Here is a 17,014-nt window from a genome sequence, read left to right as displayed (position 1 = left end):
TGACCTTTGACAAAAGGTAGTCTACCGACGGAGGCACTCAAAAAGGAACGCGCACAAACATAGAATGACAAAAAAACGTTGAGGAAATGTTAAACTGCTGTTATGTCGAAATTGTGTATACCGAATCGTTTATTCACATAAGTTATCGGCCAGGAAAACTTTTTGGCTGTGCTCACCAGCAATTGCCTGTATCCGTTTCAAGTCGTCAGAGCCCTGAAAAAGTCTGATTCGTCGGAAAGCAGTATACTCTGTGAACTGCTCGTCTGGTTTTAAATTAGAAACAGCTTCTGAACTTCAAATTCTCTTCATAATTCATCCCGAACCTTGTGGTTAAATGCTGCAAGTGATGAAAAATCTGTTTTTTAGTACGCTATTGACGCTGGCCATCGTGCCGGTATTCGGTCAAAGTAACCGCGTTATTCGGGTTGAGGATAGTGCCACACATGAGCCTGTCATCGGCGCAACGATACGTACGCCGTCAGCGATAAAACCGGTTGTTGGGGCCGTCACGGACACCAAGGGCATAGCAACTATGCCTACACTTCCCGCCAACGTAACGACACTGACGGTGAGCGCGGTTGGCTACGAAACCGAATCGTTTCCATTGACTATCGGTAGTGATACGCTCGTTTTTCAACTACATAGTCAGGATCAGTCACTCGATGAGGTGACCGTTACGTCGACCCGAACCAACTCACGCATTGAGGATTTACCAATTAAAGTTGAGGTATTGGGGCAGGAGGATATGAACGAAGAAAGTGCCGTCGTGCCGGGAAACGTCAGTAGTATTCTGGGCGATATTTCCATTATTCACGTTCAGCGAACGTCGGCGGTAAACGGGAATCAGGCCATCCGGATGCAGGGGCTCGATCCTAAATACACGCAGATTCTGCGCGACGGACTGCCGCTTTACGAAGGATTTTCGGGTAATCTGGGCGTGTTGCAAATTCCTCCGCTGGATCTGAAACAGATTGAAGTAGTGAAAGGCTCCGTGTCAACACTGTACGGTGGTGGCGCTATTGGTGGCATGATCAACATTGTGTCTAAATCACCGACCTCCGAGACGCCCGAATTTACGGCATTGCTGAATCACTCAAATCTGAAAGAAACCAACCTGAACGCCTATTACTCTCAGCGGTACGGCAAAATCGGCCTGACGCTGTTTAGTGGGTATACCTACCAGAAAGCGGTGGACGTAACGGGCGACGGGTTTACGGATAGTCCGGGAATTAAGCAATTTAATTTTCACCCCCGCTTTTTCTGGAATCCAACCGATCACACTAAACTCGATATTGGGTACGCTTTTACCAGTGAAAACCGCGAAGGGGGCTATCTGCCCGCCCTTGAAGGCACTACGCCTACAGCCTATAAAAACATCACAGATTTACAACGGCACACAGTCGATTTCAACGCCAGCCACAACACCTCAGAAACCAATGCTGTTACGTTTAAAGGCGCTTTCAGTACCTTCCATCGTCAGAATACAGATTACCAAAAGTTGTCTGACGGGCGGCAATCGTCAGTCTATTTAGAAGCGAATGATTTAGTCCATTTCGGGAAACAGCAACTCATTGTCGGCGCGAACCTAACAGTCGAAGCCTTTCGGAAAAACCCGGATAGCACCCGGCTGGTGGATTACACCTACAACACGATTGGTACGTTCGTGCAGGATGACTGGCAGGTTGGTGGGAAAGTTGCCGTACAGGCCGGGCTACGTTTCGATCACCACAATACGTTCGGGAATTTTCTGCTGCCCCGCTTGTCCGTGAAAATTAAACCATCCGATCCCTGGACGGTACGGTTGAGCGTAGGGACGGGCTATAAAACGCCTAACCTGTTTGTTAACCAAACGCCCGGCGCCCTGAACGTCAGTCTGATTTTTCCGCGCTTACTGCCAATCGACGTAGCAACGGTAAAAGCAGAACGGTCGGTAGGAACGAATATTGACGTAGCCTACTCAAAAACCTTTGCGAGTGGATTTTCGGTGCAGGTCGATCAGGCGTTTTATTATACGCGTGTCAACTCGCCGGTGGTATCCGCCTTTGCCAGTTTATCGAGCAATCTGGGTGCTTACACGCAATTGATTAATGCCCCCTACAATCTCTTTAGTCTGGGAACCGATACGTACGTCCGGCTCGAATACAAAGCCTACGAGCTGTATTTCGGCTATAACCATACCCTCGCCCGGCGCGATGGGCCATCCAGCCCGGACCCATCAGATAATACGTATCTGCCACTGGCTCCGCAGGATAAATTCTCAACGACACTGGCCTGGGAGAATGAACATTTTCGGTTTGGCATCGAGAGCAGTTACGTCGGTACGCAATACCTCTATAATAATCAGAAAGTAGCGAACTACTGGTTCTTCGCTGGTGCTGCTGAATATCACTACAACGATCACTGGCGACTAGTCCTGAACGGCGAAAACATCTTCAATATTAAACAGGCTAATTACGAAACGGTTGTAACAGGTTCGATCTCACAGCCATCTTTCCGACCCATCTGGGCACCGCTCGAAGGCCGTATTGTGAACGTAGCGTTGAAGTATACATTATAGAGAAAGGGCGAAGGACCCTAATTCGGTCGCTGACGTTTTTGAGTATTTGTGGTGCAATGGACGTCAGGGACTGTTCTGACAATTCGCAATTGACCCTTGTCGTCGTTTAGAATTAGAGCTAATTTTATCTCACAAACCCGGGTGAGGCTTACAATATGCGACGTTGATAGATGAGCTGGCAAGTTAAGGCAGCTTGTATTTATTAAATTTGATCTAACAAAGGAGCCGTTAACTGCCTCGGAGAAACGGGCGTTTGAAGAGACAGCATACACATTATTTCTGACCCTATATGCCCTTAGAGTTCACTAGATAAATCAAATCAATCCCGAACACAACGAACCGAGAGTCCGCCAGCCACATCAACATCGAAACGGAACGCTTTTTTTAAATTTTGTTTATGGCTACTGGGAGGACCACCATAATGAAAGTTCCATGCCCAGGCTTTATCAACCGAATTAGTAGGTGAGGACGTCCAAAAGACACCGAGAGTACCTTGGTTCATATAACTGCCATCAGGTCTTCGGAAACCTCCTGCAAGCGCATCGAACCCGCTGCTGTTAGTGCCGTTACCGTCTTCATTCCAGCTTTTGATGCTTTTTAGGGCTTCACCGGACTTGTCAGTTCCTCCAAATTCACTTACCAGCAGAGACCATTCGCTATCCGTTGATAAATGCCAGCGACTGGGACAGGCTTTTTTCGCTGCCTCCCAAGTGTAAAGCAAACCCAGCTCTTTTCGATTATTCTCCTTGTCATAATAAGCATAGCTCCCTTCGACTCTGTAGTTCATGTTTTGTGCCATCCAGGTAGCCGTAGTGCCTGTCAAAGTATTGTTAACGCTGATAGTTTTATAGGTTTGCCCATCGCGTGAGTCGGTAAAGGAGCCGATGGATTGGGCAATTCCTTCCTGAGTAAAAAACAAGGTAGCAAGTAAAGTAGGGATGTGCCGTTTTATCATATTTGATTCGGTTTGTATTAAAAGTGTTAGTAAAACTCCCCACAGGAAGCGTGAAACAAAACCATCAATAAAGCACAAACATGCAGGAATTTAGTCATTTCTCTTTTTTTTGAGGATTTCAACAAAGCTAGAATGATTTATCTTGGCGTCTGTTAAGAACCGGTAAGAGAAGGTTAACGAAACGTAAATGCCGCTTTCACGGACTACTATGAAGTTTGGCTTCTATGCAGTTGGATATGCTGTACGATAATTTTGCCTATACAACTGTCTTATAAAAACGCCCCTTCTTGAGACGAAAGAAACTTCGTACGTAATCGGCGTTTAGTGAGGCAATCGGTAAGTCAGTAGCAACTTTATGATGCCCCCCCAAGCCGACAATGCCAACTGTTTTTCGTTCAATCTAAAAAAATTTGCGAAACCGAACGGTTGCACGTATATTTGCAGCCATTCGGTTTCGCAAAGTAAAGTGTAAACAAGATGAGACGAGATATTTTTCAGGCAATTGCCGACCCCACAAGACGGGCAATCATCACCCTGATTGCCTTGCAGGCAATGACACCCAACGCCATTGCGGACAACTTCAACACGACCCGACAAGCTGTTTCCAAACACCTTCGCATACTTACCGAATGCGAACTGGTGAAACAGCAACAGCAAGGCAGGGAGATCTACTACTCCCTTGAAGTTGAAAAAATAAAAGAGGTTGATCAGTGGGTAAACCAATTCAGGGAAATTTGGGAAACTCGTTTTAATCAACTTGACGACGTATTATCAACCCTCAAAAAAGGCTAAAAATGAACCATTTCACCGTTGACAAAACAACAAAAACGGTAACCTTCTCCAGAGAATTTGATGCCGACCTTTCGTTGGTATGGGATGCGTACACGAAGCAGGAAATTCTTGATCAATGGTGGGCGCCCAAACCCTGGACCTCAAAAACAAAATTTATGGATTTTGAAGTTGGCGGCCGACGGTTTTATGCGATGGTAAGCCCTGAAGGACAAGAGCATTGGTCAATTCAAAAATACACGTCCATTAGTCCGAAAACCAATTTCAAATTGTTGAATGCTTTTGCCGATAAAGATGAAAACCCAGAATTGCCCGGTTCTGAGTGGGATTTAACGTTCAGCGAGCAAAACGGGAAAACAACCGTACGTGTCAGTATTTATAATGAATCCCTTGTCCGCCTAGAGAAGATGCTTGAAATGGGCTTCAGGGAAGGGACGGCTATGACACTGAAAAACCTGGAGGAGTTATTGGCAACTTTATCGCAACAAAAGTAAAGGAGTAAGTTGCCGTTACCATCGGCTTAGCGAAGTGGGACTAAACGTTCTCTATCCAATATTGTCAGTTAAATCAACAGTAGTACGTTGTTCAGCAGACAGCTTTCAACTACCCCACCATCGCCAAGCCGTAACCCGGTGATTGAGCCTACAAACAAATGGTAAGTGCCGCACCGGCTCGTATGCTACTGGTTGAGTTTGTCAGATATTCGATAGTACACTATCAGACTAGTAACCTAAAACGTGCATTTTCAATAAACCCTCTTCCTCTGAGATCGTAGACGCCACTGTGAGCCGAAGTGATCGCAAATCGTACGCGACGTAAAGGCGAAATGTGAACTGTCTGCCCGGTGGCCCGGACTTTTTTAGCAGAACCACCCACTTGTATGTAAGGCTCATTTGAACTACGCGATAAAAATATTGCACGCTGTTTTATCGCGTAGTTTCCCCTGTTCTCAATATTCCTGCTCCAGTGGATGCACCATGAATTCATCAATCACGACGTGGGCGGGACGGCTAACGATAAACAACATCGACTCGGCCATGTCTTCTTCTTTCAACCAGTTTTTCGAGGTTTCGTGGCCGTGGCCTTTTTCGTGGAAATGCGAATCGACAAGGCCGGAGTAGACGCCCGTCACTTTGATGCCGAACGGGCGAACTTCCTTACGTAGCGCGCCCATGAAGGCTTCCTGCGCGTATTTACTGGCTGTGTAGAGCGACCCACCCGCGAAGGTGCGTTTCGCTACGTCGGAAGCTACGACAACGATGTGACCGGAACCATGCGATTTCATGGAGGGCAGGGCGGCTTTCGTCAGGACAAACGTACCTTTAACGTTGGTGGCCATTACGTTATCCCACTCATCAACGGAAATTTCGTCAACGTTTTTAAAGACGCCATAGCCCGCGTTGTTGATCAGTACGTCGATATGTTGGAACTGGTCGAGGGCGGTTTTTACTACGTTAGCCATGTCGGCTTCGTTGCTGACATCGCCCGGTACAGCTACGATTTTTCCCCGGACGTGGCTTTGAGTGGCTTCCGTAACCAACTGATTGAGTTCGTCGCCGTTGCGGGCGGTGACCACTACGTTGGCACCGTGTTCGGCCAGTCGCATGGCTGTCGCGCGGCCAATGCCCCGTGAGGCCCCGGAAATAATAACGGTTTTATTTTCTACGTTCATGATAATTTTTTAACCGCCGAGATCGCGGAGGATTTCGCAAAGTTCGCAAAGAAATGTTGAGCTTGCGACCTTTGTTTCTGTTTCAAACGATACGTCTATGCATGAGTCACTGATTGATAAACTAAACCAGCTTGAGCAGAAATTTGCGGCAAGTGGGCAGGATTTGGCGGCTTACCTCGAAGGCTTGCTCCAGGCTGATTACCTAACGTACTGGGACTATATTCACCTCGAAACCCTGCTGTCGTTGCAAAATCCCAAAACGAGCCAGCCAGATGAACTGGTTTTCGTTACGTATCACCAGATCACCGAATTATACTTCAAACTCATTCTGCACGAAATTGCTCAGATTGCCAACGCTGGGATGTTGACAGCTGAATTTTTCGTAGCGCGTATGGGCCGGCTGAACCGCTATTTCGGTTTGCTGGAAGAGTCGTTTGGCGTAATGATCGCGGGACTGAATCGGGAGCAATTTCTTAAGTTTCGGATGGCGTTGCTACCGACGAGTGGGTTTCAGTCGGCGCAGTTTCGGCAGATCGAAATTGCCTCGACCGATTTTCGCAACCTGCTCATCGGAGCACCCGAAGAACCTGAATACGTTTCGGACCTGTACGAATTTATGTACTGGAAACAGGGCGCTATTGATCTGGTCAGTCAGCAAAAAACACTGACGTTGCAGCAATTTGACCAGCATTACGGTCCACAGCTTATTCGGATGGCCGAAGAACATCAGGGTAAGAATCTGCTTCATCGCTATCAGCAGCTGGAACGTAACGGACAAAGCACACTTGAATTGGTCGCTGCGCTACGTGAATACGACTGGCGGGTTAATATTCGCTGGAAACTGTCTCATCTGCGGTCGGCCGTGCGACATTTAAAACAGGAACAAGAGATTCAGGCAACGGGCGGCACCAACTGGCAAACGTACCTGCCCCCGAAGCAACAACGTATTATGTTTTTCCCGGAACTATGGACGGAAGAAGAATTAACCAATTGGGGTAAATCAGCTGGGTTACCCGGTGCAAAACCGTGAGAATTAGTGCTGTTTCTTAAAATACCGGATCATCTCACCAAAGTTCATGCCCATACTCAGCCCCCGAACGGATTTGGAAATTCGGTCGTCTTTGGTAGCGGGCGTTTTGGCTTCCTCAACCCAGTTTGAGAAGTAATTCTGATGGCTTTTCGCCAACGAGTCGAAGTGTCGTTTTGCGTCAGGATCATCGTCCAGACAGGCCAGCAAATCAACCGATTGGGGTATCGGGTCCGTATCAATTGCAAGACTAACCCGAATGGCTGTTCCTTCTTCCTCTTTTCCCAAACCCCGGCGCATAGTGGCGTTAATGGGCATCATGAAGCCTGTTCCTGACCCGTCTTCGCGTTTCAGTGGCAGAAGCGCGATCAATTTAATTGGGTAATCATCCAGCGTGCCTTTTACCCGAAACGTTGTTTTCTGCCCTGGTTTCAGTTCGTCTGTTATCGCCGTCGGAATTTCGATGTATGTCCAGCGCGTTTTATCGCCTTTTTCGCCGAATTTTTTGAGAACTGTTGTGAAGGTGGGCATGGGGGAGGAGGGAACTAAAGGAGAAAAGGACGAAGGGAGGAAAGGACAAAAGGAAACGGATGTATGATCTCTTCTTTCTTCATTTCATTCCTCCCTTTGTTAAAACTTTATGATATAAAATTGACAAAGGAACGTATCGCCAAACTCGGTGATCTGTTTCTGATACGTTGGTTGAAAACCGTAGCGTTCGTAGAACTGCATGAGTTTGGGCTTCGTTGCGTCAGTTTCGAGTTGGAAAACGCGGATGCCTCGTTTAAGGCATTCATCCCGAACAAAATCAAGAATAGCTGCAAATAGGTTTTGACCCGAAAATGGTCGGCGAATGGCTAACTTATGAATGAAGGCAGACGTATTGTCTGGTACGTCGGGCCAGAAAAGCGGGTCTTTCCATTGTAAAATAAATACGGCGGCTGGCTCTGGTTCGGTTCCATCGCCCCGATCGGCGTACATGACATAGAGATTGCCCGTTGTGTGTTCATCGAGCAGGTTTTCGGGCGTAAGCGTATCGACATTCCAGAGTTGGCGGTCGTTATCGACGAGCCATTGGCCTACTTCTTTTAGTATGTCGATTGCTAGATCAGGCTGATCATTTCGGAAAGTAAACGTCATAGAGTTTATTTATTCCGTACGTTACGTATACGGTCGTTACAGTATAATCTGAGCCGTAAACGGCTTAACATTTTACCTCCTTACAAGTTAAGCACATATGGCTGATCTAAACAAAACAATACTGCAATCGCTGGCGAGTGGTCTGGCTGGCGCTACGGTCTTAACCGCACTCCACGAAACTGTTCGTCAGTTTTCTGACGACGCGCCACGCGCTGATGTCCTGGGCGAACGGGCTATTAAAAAAGTAATGAAAAAAGCGGATCTGGACCCGCCCGCTGGCGATGATCTCTATTACTGGACATTAGGGGGCGATATCGTTTCCAATGCGCTTTATTATAGCCTGGTTGGTCTGGCAAAACCGAAACATGCCTTAGTGGCGGGTACGGCGCTGGGGCTTGCCGCTGGCGTTGGTGCCGTCGGACTCCCCGGCCCGCTCGGCTTAGGAACGGCGCCTACAACCCGAACGCCTGCTACGACCGTCATGACGATTGGCTGGTATCTGGTGGGTGGGTTAGTAACCGCCGGGGCCTATACGTTGCTGAAAGGTAAATGGAGTTTAGGTCGCATGAAACTGTCTTAGGATCTCATTTTCTGGCTAACCCATAGCATAAGAATGAGTGATCCAAAACTCATTGCTTTTCTGTGTGCTCATTTCCGTTCTTCAGCGCATAATCTTCAGTCGATTGGAGCCGGTATGTTTTCGCAGGCGTATCGCTTTGATGCGGATGAGAAGACGTTTGTGTTACGTATCGGCGTTACGCGGGAAGCTTTTGAGAAGGATCGATTTGCTTCTGAACAGCTAGGGCAGGTGATAAAAATTCCGCACGTACTGGCGATTGGCGAATACGACGAGGTAAGTTTTTTCTGTATTTCGGAATGGCTTTCAGGTCAAATTCTGACCGATTTCGATAAAGCTGGAACGGAAGCTTTGTTGCCGTCTTTATTCGAAAATCTGCTGGCAATGAGCCGGGTGCCGGTGTCATCGCAAACGGGATTTGGTATTCTAAACGGCGTAGGCCAATGCCGAAAACGCTACGTCTCCTGGTCTGATTTTCTCGGTGCTATTGACGATTTCGCGGAAACATTCACCCCGCGTGGTGATGAGATTTATAGGCCATGGGACGAATTGTTTACCACTACGTTTCTGGATAAAGCCATCGTGCAGGATGCGCATCAGCGTTTGGTCTCCCTGCTGCCGTTTCTGCCGAATGAGCAGCATTACGTCCACGGTGATTTCGGCTACGAAAACGCGCTGGCCGAAGGCAATCAGCTAACGGCGATTCTGGATTGGGCGGAACTACGCTGTGGCGACTGGCTGTATGATCTGGCTTATATGGCCTACCACGATACGTTGGGCGTCGATTACATTGGTGCTTTTCGGCAGTGGGCAGCAGACAAAGGCTTATCCGTTCCTAATCTGCATGAACGGGTTCGAGCCTCTTACCTCCATATTTTCCTCGGAAATATTTTTCTGGAAGCGAATCGTAACCAACGAGACTGGTACGACGAAGATATTGAGCGGTATAAAGCGCGTATTCAGTAGTACCGAACCGCGCGGTTCGGTACTACATTACTCTACCTGAATTCCTTCTTCTTCCAGATAGCGGCCAATGTTAAAGATTTGACCATCCAATAACTCCAAATCGCGATGCCAATCCATAGTGAGCCAGGCATCTGCATTACGTTCTGCAACCATTACCTGTTGCGAACTGCTAAAAATCCAGATGACTTTATCCGAACCGAAATCAAGTAACTTTTTCGTTTTCCGATTAACGTAGTTGAAGTCAGCCACCTTTGAAACGTCAGCTTTCACATCAATCTCTATTGCCACTTTAGCGGGTACATTGACGTATTGCGTATTGATTTTATCAGGCGTTAGCACCTGTTTGTCGTAGATCGCAACGTCTTGGGATAAATTATTCCAATGGTCAATGTGAACGCCCGCTTCGTTGGATGCAAACCAATATTTTTTGCCATCCAAATCTAGAATCATGAGTTGCATAAAGTAGGAAGCAATTACCCAGTGGAGCGAACTCGACCCCATAATATCTTCTGGTAATTTTTTACCCGCCAGTACGTCCTCATAGCCGCGGTAGTACAGTGGACGTCCATCCAGCACTTCATATACCAACGATTCCAGCGCAACCGGCTGCTTTCGGGCAGTCGCCAGATTACGGCGTTGCTGTTGCGCTACAGTCTGCATACTCAGGTTTTTCGGTAAGATGCTACAAATTCATCCGTTTCAACTCACCTACGGCATGGGCGGCTGCGCGGGCGGTGAGCGCCATGTAGGTCAGCGATGGGTTTACACAGGAAGAGGAAACCATCGCGGCACCGTCGGTAACAAATACGTTTTTCGCACCCCAGACCTGATTCCAGGAGTTCAGTACCGACGTTTTTGGATCGCGGCCCATCCGCGCTGATCCCATTTCGTGGATGCCGATGCCGGGGTTTTTGTCCTGGTCGTTACGTGTTTTGATGTTCTTCAGACCGGAAGCTTCGAGCATTTCGGCGGCATCGTTCATCATCGCTTTTCGCATACCAACGCTGTTTTCGCCCCAGGCTGCATCAAACTCGATGATTGGCAACCCCCATTTGTCTTTCTTATCGGACAGTCGCATCCGGTTGTTGGGATCGGGTAGGGTTTCGCCAAAGCCGCCGATGCTAAATTCCCAGCGACCCGGTTTCGTGAGGTTGTCCTTGAATTCCGGACCAAAGCCGTCCTGAGACGCTCCGGCCACCCAGTCCCGGCGGGCACCGCGGCCCTGATAGCCAAAACCGCGCACAAAATCTTTCCGTTTATCGTCTCCCCAGTTGGCAAAGCGCGGAATGTAAATCCCGTTGCCCCGGCGCCCGTAGTAATACATATCCTGCAAGCCTTCGTACTCACCCGATGCACCAGCGCCCAAATGGTGATCCATCAGGTTACGGCCCAACTGATCAGAATCGTTGCCCAAACCGTTCGGAAAACGCTTCGACGTAGACTGCATCATGAGCCAGGCCGTGTTCAGCGTGGAGGCATTCAGGAAAATGATTTTCGCGTGATAATCCTGCGTCTGTTTCGTATTCTGGTCGATGACCCGAACACCCGTGGCTTTATTTTTCTGGTCGTCATAGATTACCTGATACGCAATCTTATCCGTAATCACCGTCAGATTGCCCGTTTTTACAGCGGCTGGCAACGTAGAGGATTGCGTGCTGAAATAGGCACCGAACGGGCAGCCCCGTACACACAAATTCCGGAACTGGCACGATGCCCGCCCGCCATCGGTATGCACTTTCTGCGCGACTGAAATGATCGCCGGGCGGCCAATGACCAGATGGCGACCTTTGAAGTTCTTTTCTATTCCTGACTTGGCCAGCAACTCAACGCTGTTCATCTGCATCGGTGGTACGAATTCACCATCAGGCAGGACGGCCAGTCCATCTTTATTCCCCGAAATGCCCGCAAACTTCTCGACGTAGGAATACCAGGGTGCCAGGTCTTTATAGCGAATTGGCCAGTCAGTACCATGACCATCTTCGAGGTTAGCCGTAAAATCCCGTTCGTTTAGACGGTAGCTCTGGCGTCCCCACATGAGTGAACGCCCACCCAGATGATAGCCCCGAATCCAGTCGTAGGGGCGTTTTTCGATATACGGTACGTCCACATCTTTGGTGAACATGTGCCGCTGATCTTCGCCGGGTTTTCCGCCCGAACGCGCGTTGGCCCAATATTCTTCGGCGGCCCAAAGCTCAATTTTGCCCCGGTGCGGAAACTCCCAGGGATTCAGCATAGCCGTCGTATAATCCGTTACGTGTTTCAGATCAGGACCACGCTCCAGCATCAGCACTTTCAAGCCCTTCTGCGTTAATTCTTTGGCAGCCCAGCCACCGGATATACCAGAGCCTACGACGATAGCGTCGTAAGTCATTCCTTTTTTAGCGTCAAGATTAAGGTTCATTCTTTTATAAGTTTTCTGTTTACAGTTTTCTGTTTACAGTTGGCTGACGCGTAATTGCTTTTGCCGGTGCGGCCAGTCAACTGTAAACAGAAAACTGTAAACTCATAAACTGATGTTACGTTGCCCACGCTTTTTGGCCTTCTTTTAGTTTGACGACTCCTTCGTAGCGTCCTGGAATTTGTACATAGGCTAGTGCCTGCGTACAGCCGATTTCTGAACTGAAATAACTCAGAATGGTCAGTTCTTTCACCAACTTAAAAAATGGCGTAAGGGGCGCATTTTTCTCAGCATCTTTCACGACTACGCCCGTTTCGGCATCCACCATTTTGGCTTCCGTCTGATCGGTACCCGCTGGAGCAAAAGCGCCTAACGTTGTTTCCGGATCTTTAGCCAGTTTCTCCTGACGTTTCGGATGCTGTTTGGCTTCGGTTTTGGATAGCTGCTCAAACTGCTTTAGAATTGCCGTTTTCTGCTCAGTAGACAGCTCAACGAACGGTTTGGCATACGCTTTTTTGCTTTCGGCATCAACAGCATCCAGCCCTTTCAGGAAATGCTCCTGTTGCGCTGGTTTGTAACAATCTTTTAAAATCAGCTCGACTGTCGGTGCCACCTTAGCGTCTTTAGCCCCCGGTGTCGACGTAGCCGGCATGATTACTTCTGTGATTTCATCAAGAAGAACCTGTTGATCAGGACGTAACGCAAACCTCGACGGGGGCGATTTCCTGACTCGATGCGGCTGATACCCCTCTATAATAGAAGCCATGGATGGGGCCGATAAGGCGCTGCCCATCGTGAGGGCTACCTGAAGAATTGCTTCTCTACGATTCATGAGAAATTCGGTAAAACGCGTTGACGATGCTACGTTCCAGAAACGGAGATGAGTTTATAGTAAAGATAAGCCCATTATACAGAAGTAGTTACTACAAGAGGCTGGAAACCGGAAATCCTACTGATGAGGGAACTGGTTTAGAAATCCAAAATTTAACGGCGGAGGACGCAGGGGTTAACCGCAAAGAACGCAGCGTAGTATTTCTTAGCGATCTCTGCGATTAACCCCTGCGTCCTCCGCCGTTAAATTTTGATCAGATTTTTGTTACTGAAGCACGTGGATTCGATTCTCCAGAAAACCGATCAGCGCGTCTTCAAACGGGGCAATGGCTTTATAGGCAAGCATTTCGCTGGGTGTTGTGCGTAACGTACCGAGCATGCGCTGGGCGCGGTCACTGTCAGCTGCTTCGCTGGCTAATGAATTCTGATACGTATGAATGCCGAATAGAACAGCTCCTGAATTGGGAAGTCGGGTGAAGGTCTGGCGTTCGATACGGATAAAGAGTTGATCGCCAATGGTATCTGCCGTAAGCGTAGGAGCCAGTTTTGCCAGGTTGTCATTGTAATCAGCTGTATACTTTGTAGACATATCCAGCTGATCAGTTATCTTGAAGTTCCAGCTGGCTCGCCAGATAGGCCGATGTTCTGGAATTCGCTCCAGTAGTTTGTGAGCAGCCTGCAACGTAGGTTGCACCATAGACGGAGCCGGACGGTGTATACCTAAAAACGTCTGCCCAAACTTATCATCCAGACACCAACCGTTTGGAAAACACAACTGGCCAGCCACGAGCGAAGCTGTTCCGTCGGCGCTCAGGATAATCAGATCTTCCTGCACTTGCTGTCCGACCCAGTCGAGTGGAGGTAGTGGTAAGGAGTTAGGATTACCGACGGTAAACTGTTGTTCTTCCGAGAGAAGATGATTAATCCAATGCCAAGCACTCCCTGATTTTGTGAGCGAGAAATGTTGCGGATACGTATCAGCGGCTTCGGTTAGTAGTCGTTCGAGGACATCCCACTGCGCGATTTCGGTGCCGGGTTGCGCCTGAAAGTAGTATCGGTAATCCTGCGTAAGCAGCTCCCGTTTCAGCCCAATCTCATGTTCGTAATCATCATCCACCTCAACCAGCGATTCATCGGGTCGGAGAGGAGCCGTTCCCATGCGATGGTCAAACTCATTGTCAAACGGAAAATAAGGAAGCATAGTTTAATTGGATAAATTAGTATCTACTAAACTATGTGTTTTCCTGATTTTCGGCATTAAATATTGATAATTGACTTATAATTCAGAAAATTATTTTAAATAAAAGGCAATAAGCCATATTTCTTATCTTATTTGTAAAAGCAATTCATTACTCTTTCCCTAAAATCCGTTTGCGGTGCTGAATGCCCCATTTCCGAAGCTCTTCGATTACTTTTTCCAGTGAATGACCGTACGGCGTCATCGAATACTCAATCACTACCGGGTAAGAATCGTGGACGGTACGTTTAATCAGGTCATTCATTTCCAGTTCTCTTAATTCCTTCGACAACATTTTGTCGGTAATATTAGGAATCTCTTTGGCAATCTGTCCAAAGCGTTTAGCACCAAATGAAAGCGCAATAATGATTGGTAACTTCCATTTGCCACTCAAGATATCCAGCGCATCCCGTACCGGAAGAATCATGCCTGTGCACTCACTATGGTCGAGTGGAGTGCGTGTGATATAGGTATCAGGATCGATTATAAGTTCTGTTTGTGCTTCCATGATAAACTGGCCTTACTATCTCAGAGTATAGCGCTATACAACGGTATAGTACTTTATATTGTATAGCAAATATAGATAGGTTTGCATCGGTTAACAAGAAAGCTAATCAAAAAAACTTACTTCTTATGAAACGCGATAAACTAGTGTATTGGGTAGCAACGACTCTGGTCGTTTTGAGTTTAGGATTTGCGGGGTTTGCTTATTTCACAGATCCAGCGGTAAAAGCAGGGTTCAAGCATTTAGGCTTCCCCGATTATTTCCGAGCGGAATTAGGCATTGCCAAAATCATAGGGGCTCTGGCACTGGCAATTCCTACAGTGCCGTCTCAGGTTAAGGAATGGGCTTACGCAGGCGTCGGTATTACGTTCATTTCAGCGGCTATTGCACACATCAGCAGCGGTGATCCGGTGGGAATGGTTATGGCCCCAATCGTGTTGTTCGTTGTATTGGTGGTTTCTTATCGCTATTTCCACAAATTACATGCCGTGGGTGGTCAACTAGCCGGGGCTACCCATTAAACAACCTAAGCTATGCCTGGTGCAAATCAAGATAAAATGCAGGTCGAAATCTGGTCAGACGTCATGTGTCCGTTTTGCTACATCGGCAAACGGAAATTTGAAAATGCGCTGGCGCAGTTTTCAGATAGAGACGAGATTGATATTGTCTGGAAAAGCTTTCAGCTCGACCCGAATCAGCCAACAGTTCCCAACAAAACGGTTCAGCAGTATCTGGCCGAGCGAAAAGGGATGAGCGTTCAGCAGGCTCAGCAAATGACCGACCACGTAACGAACGTAGCGAAACAGGCAGGTCTTACGTTTCATTTCGATAAAGCCGTGACGGCGAACTCATTCGATGCGCACCGGGTATCGCATCTGGCTAAACAGAATGGGTTGCAAAACGAGCTCGAAGAGCAGCTGTTTGCGGCCTATTTTACCGATGGCAGGAACACCGCCGACCATGCTACGTTGGTTCAGTTGGGTACTGATATCGGGCTGGATGCCAACGAAGTAAAAACGGTCCTGCAAAGCGATCAATACGCTAATGATGTACAGGCTGATATCTACGAAGCTCGTCAGTTAGGCGTTCAGGGGGTTCCGTTCTTTGTGTTCAACCGGAAATATGCTGTATCGGGAGCGCAGGAGAGCCAGACGTTTCTAGGTGCCCTTGGACAATCCTACGCAGAGTGGAAAAAAGCACAGGCTGAAACCGTGCTTGAAGTAGTCGAAGGATCAATCTGCACAACGGACGGCGAGTGCGTGTGATCTGAAAAAAGTCTTTTCTAAAGAATAGAACGCAGATCGTCATAATCTTTATGATTAAACAGATGAAATCATAAAGATCATGACGATCTGCGTTCTATTTGCAACTAACAAACTTCCGTTTCGCAGTCATCTTCAGCGACGATCTCTGTCTCGAGCGTAGCGTGGTTGATATTTCGGTGTTCGAGTTTATGGCGGGCGTCGTGTTTGAGTGCGGCAACCTGTTCATCAGTTAGGCCCGGTTTCAGAACAAGGTGGGCGGTGATAGCGTTTTCGCTCGTACTCATGGCCCATACGTGCACATGGTGTACATCCTGCACACCCGCCACGGCCCGTAAGTCGGCCAGAACTTCCGGAAGATCAATGCCGACTGGAACACCGTCCATTGACAGCCGTAGACTATCCGTCAGCAGATTCCAGGTCGAGCCCATGATGACGAAAGCTACGACAATACCAATGACCGGATCGAGCCAGACCCAGCCGGTGTAACTAATAACAATACCGGCTACAACGACACCCAGCGAAACCAGTGCGTCGGTCAGTAAGTGAAGATAAGCGCCTTTTACGTTCAGGTCATGGTCTTTATCCCGGTAAAAAAGTAGAGCCGATACCGAATTGACGATAATTCCGAACCCGGCTACCCAGGCCACAGCGCCACCCGCAACTGGTTCGGGATGGCGAAAACGCTGGAAACTCTCCCACAAAATGGCCCCGATGGTTATCAACAATATGACTGCGTTGGTCAGCGAAGCCAGTACTGTACTTTTTCGGTAGCCGTACGTAAAGCCGGGCGTTTGACGAACCCGCGCTAACCGAAACGCCAATAGTGAAAGTAACAGACTCGCTACGTCGCTGAGGTTATGGCCGGCGTCGGCGATGAGCGCGAGTGAGTTATAATAGAAACCCAAAACGAATTCTACGACAACATAAGCCGCGTTCAGAACGGCCCCAATGATTAAGGCCCGATTGATGCTAGTTAGGACTACCGGACCGTGATTGTGCCCGGCGTGGTCGTGATGGTCGTGTGCCATATGTTTATGTTGGTACCACGGACTTCAGTCCGTATTTTAATTAATTATACGGACTGAAGTCCGTGGT

The 17,014-nt window shown here is 48.1% G+C and carries 18 protein-coding genes; 8 read left to right on the top strand and 10 right to left on the bottom strand.

Annotated features, from left to right (window positions below):
• The first annotated feature begins 346 nt into the window (after positions 1-346).
• Positions 347-2,557, top strand: a complete 2,211-nt coding sequence (locus tag IC230_RS26755; protein ID WP_191042130.1) for a TonB-dependent receptor — start codon at positions 347-349, stop codon at positions 2,555-2,557.
• Positions 2,558-2,876: 319 nt separating this feature from the next.
• On the opposite strand, the gene IC230_RS26750 is transcribed toward IC230_RS26755, so the two are convergent.
• Complete coding sequence (locus tag IC230_RS26750) at positions 2,877-3,512, bottom strand: FISUMP domain-containing protein (protein ID WP_191042129.1); 636 nt, start codon at positions 3,510-3,512, stop codon at positions 2,877-2,879.
• Positions 3,513-3,989: 477 nt separating this feature from the next.
• On the opposite strand from IC230_RS26750, the gene IC230_RS26745 reads away from it, so the two are divergent.
• Both IC230_RS26745 and IC230_RS26740 read left to right on the top strand, forming a co-directional pair.
• A complete protein-coding gene (locus IC230_RS26745; protein ID WP_191042128.1) occupies positions 3,990-4,304 on the top strand; it encodes an ArsR/SmtB family transcription factor in 315 nt (104 codons plus the stop codon).
• 2 nt (positions 4,305-4,306) lie between these two features.
• Entirely contained in the window at positions 4,307-4,795 is a 489-nt protein-coding gene (locus tag IC230_RS26740) for an SRPBCC family protein (RefSeq protein ID WP_191042127.1), read from the top strand.
• A 455-nt stretch (positions 4,796-5,250) separates the two neighbouring features.
• On the opposite strand, the gene IC230_RS26735 is transcribed toward IC230_RS26740, so the two are convergent.
• Positions 5,251-5,973 (bottom strand): SDR family oxidoreductase, encoded by a 723-nt coding sequence (locus tag IC230_RS26735; RefSeq protein WP_191042126.1) that lies wholly within the window; start codon positions 5,971-5,973, stop codon positions 5,251-5,253.
• 97 nt (positions 5,974-6,070) lie between these two features.
• On the opposite strand from IC230_RS26735, the gene IC230_RS26730 reads away from it, so the two are divergent.
• Positions 6,071-7,003, top strand: a complete 933-nt coding sequence (locus tag IC230_RS26730) for a tryptophan 2,3-dioxygenase family protein (RefSeq protein ID WP_191042125.1) — start codon at positions 6,071-6,073, stop codon at positions 7,001-7,003.
• Between the two features lie 3 nt (positions 7,004-7,006).
• Here IC230_RS26730 and IC230_RS26725 read toward each other — a convergent pair whose 3' ends face one another.
• Positions 7,007-7,531: a YdeI/OmpD-associated family protein gene (locus tag IC230_RS26725; RefSeq protein ID WP_191042124.1), complete on the bottom strand. Its 525-nt coding sequence runs from the start codon at positions 7,529-7,531 to the stop codon at positions 7,007-7,009.
• A gap of 99 nt (positions 7,532-7,630) precedes the next feature.
• Positions 7,631-8,140, bottom strand: a complete 510-nt coding sequence (locus IC230_RS26720) for a GNAT family N-acetyltransferase (RefSeq protein ID WP_191042123.1) — start codon at positions 8,138-8,140, stop codon at positions 7,631-7,633.
• A gap of 97 nt (positions 8,141-8,237) precedes the next feature.
• Between IC230_RS26720 and IC230_RS26715 the strand changes: the two genes are divergently transcribed.
• Complete coding sequence (locus IC230_RS26715; protein ID WP_191042122.1) at positions 8,238-8,720, top strand: hypothetical protein; 483 nt, start codon at positions 8,238-8,240, stop codon at positions 8,718-8,720.
• A 33-nt stretch (positions 8,721-8,753) separates the two neighbouring features.
• Positions 8,754-9,683 (top strand): phosphotransferase family protein, encoded by a 930-nt coding sequence (locus tag IC230_RS26710; protein WP_191042121.1) that lies wholly within the window; start codon positions 8,754-8,756, stop codon positions 9,681-9,683.
• 27 nt (positions 9,684-9,710) lie between these two features.
• Here the strand turns inward: IC230_RS26710 and IC230_RS26705 are convergent, their stop codons facing one another.
• The 5 genes from IC230_RS26705 to IC230_RS26685 all read right to left on the bottom strand — a co-directional run bounded on the left by IC230_RS26705 (position 9,711) and on the right by IC230_RS26685 (position 14,657).
• Entirely contained in the window at positions 9,711-10,343 is a 633-nt protein-coding gene (locus IC230_RS26705; protein ID WP_191042120.1) for a Uma2 family endonuclease, read from the bottom strand.
• A gap of 22 nt (positions 10,344-10,365) precedes the next feature.
• Positions 10,366-12,084, bottom strand: coding sequence for an FAD-dependent oxidoreductase (locus tag IC230_RS26700; protein WP_191042119.1), 1,719 nt, complete (start codon positions 12,082-12,084; stop codon positions 10,366-10,368).
• A 115-nt stretch (positions 12,085-12,199) separates the two neighbouring features.
• A complete protein-coding gene (locus IC230_RS26695; RefSeq protein WP_191042118.1) occupies positions 12,200-12,913 on the bottom strand; it encodes a gluconate 2-dehydrogenase subunit 3 family protein in 714 nt (237 codons plus the stop codon).
• 264 nt (positions 12,914-13,177) lie between these two features.
• A complete protein-coding gene (locus tag IC230_RS26690) occupies positions 13,178-14,113 on the bottom strand; it encodes a heme-dependent oxidative N-demethylase family protein (protein ID WP_191042117.1) in 936 nt (311 codons plus the stop codon).
• A gap of 148 nt (positions 14,114-14,261) precedes the next feature.
• Positions 14,262-14,657, bottom strand: a complete 396-nt coding sequence (locus IC230_RS26685) for a winged helix-turn-helix transcriptional regulator (RefSeq protein WP_191042116.1) — start codon at positions 14,655-14,657, stop codon at positions 14,262-14,264.
• Positions 14,658-14,782: 125 nt separating this feature from the next.
• On the opposite strand from IC230_RS26685, the gene IC230_RS26680 reads away from it, so the two are divergent.
• Together IC230_RS26680 and IC230_RS26675 are read left to right on the top strand one after the other, a co-directional pair.
• Positions 14,783-15,175, top strand: coding sequence for a DoxX family protein (locus IC230_RS26680; protein ID WP_191042115.1), 393 nt, complete (start codon positions 14,783-14,785; stop codon positions 15,173-15,175).
• A 12-nt stretch (positions 15,176-15,187) separates the two neighbouring features.
• Positions 15,188-15,919, top strand: a complete 732-nt coding sequence (locus tag IC230_RS26675; RefSeq protein ID WP_191042114.1) for a DsbA family oxidoreductase — start codon at positions 15,188-15,190, stop codon at positions 15,917-15,919.
• Between the two features lie 104 nt (positions 15,920-16,023).
• Here IC230_RS26675 and IC230_RS26670 read toward each other — a convergent pair whose 3' ends face one another.
• A complete protein-coding gene (locus IC230_RS26670; RefSeq protein WP_191042113.1) occupies positions 16,024-16,947 on the bottom strand; it encodes a cation diffusion facilitator family transporter in 924 nt (307 codons plus the stop codon).
• Positions 16,948-17,014: the final 67 nt, after the last annotated feature.

Source organism: Spirosoma validum, from assembly GCF_014699035.1.
Taxonomy (GTDB): domain Bacteria; phylum Bacteroidota; class Bacteroidia; order Cytophagales; family Spirosomataceae; genus Spirosoma; species Spirosoma validum.
This window is presented reverse-complemented; position numbering and strand designations above follow the sequence as displayed.